The sequence below is a fragment of the Pseudoalteromonas sp. BSi20480 genome, from assembly GCF_000241365.1.
Lineage (GTDB): Bacteria > Pseudomonadota > Gammaproteobacteria > Enterobacterales > Alteromonadaceae > Pseudoalteromonas > Pseudoalteromonas marina.
This window is the reverse complement of sequence record NZ_BADX01000014.1, coordinates 1-780: the sequence shown is the minus strand read 5'-3', so window position 1 is coordinate 780 and position 780 is coordinate 1. Positions and strand designations below refer to the sequence as shown.

The following is a 780-nucleotide window of genomic DNA, read 5'->3' as shown; positions in this document are numbered from 1 at the left end:
GACGGAACCTATCAGTTTTGTGTATCTAGATTACATATGAAAATAATCCACCGAAGGTAGATTAAGTTAATTTTTTCAAATAGTATTTTCTGACAGATAAAGGAAGTAATCAAGAAGATTCTTAAGACTGGTGCTGATAGGCAGAGTCGAACTGCCGACCTCACCCTTACCAAGGGTGCGCTCTACCAACTGAGCTATATCAGCAACACAAGAACTGGAGCGGGCAGCGGGAATCGAACCCGCATCATCAGCTTGGAAGGCTGAGGTAATAGCCATTATACGATGCCCGCGTTAGGAATCTGTTCTTAATCTACCTCTAACCGTCAAGAATAAAGTGGTGGAGGGAGCTGGATTCGAACCAGCGAAGGCTGAGCCGTCAGATTTACAGTCTGATCCCTTTGGCCGCTCGGGAACCCCTCCACGATAATTCTCTACTAATTCACTTTCGGTAAAAGGAAAGTGGTGCCGACTAACCGAGTCGAACGGTTGACCTACTGATTACAAGTCAGTTGCTCTACCAGCTGAGCTAAGTCGGCACTGCTTTAGTACGGGGCGAGATATTAGAGTAAGGTTTATTGGGATGCAACAATAAAATTAAAAAAATGCGATTTTATTGGTTAAATGTTCAATATTCATGCAAAAGTCGCTGATTTTTCTTATTTTTAGCTTGTTTTGCTTAAATCTCGCCAAAAATTTAAACCTTTCATTACTAATAAAGAATCAAAAATACTACCTTCAAATTGTTGCTGTAACAGTGCGCCATAACCACCAGCAAAAACA

4 tRNA genes and 1 pseudogene are annotated in these 780 nt (G+C 41.4%); all 5 read right to left on the bottom strand.

The window, feature by feature from the left end:
- Positions 1-128: 128 nt before the first annotated feature.
- Positions 129-204: transfer RNA gene (locus P20480_RS16045), tRNA-Thr, on the bottom strand.
- Between the two features lie 11 nt (positions 205-215).
- Positions 216-290, bottom strand: a tRNA-Gly gene (locus P20480_RS16050).
- Positions 291-335: 45 nt separating this feature from the next.
- A tRNA-Tyr gene (locus P20480_RS16055) sits at positions 336-420 on the bottom strand.
- 40 nt (positions 421-460) lie between these two features.
- Positions 461-536: transfer RNA gene (locus tag P20480_RS16060), tRNA-Thr, on the bottom strand.
- Between the two features lie 126 nt (positions 537-662).
- Positions 663-780: pseudogene (locus tag P20480_RS19715) on the bottom strand (type III pantothenate kinase); the annotation flags it as partial.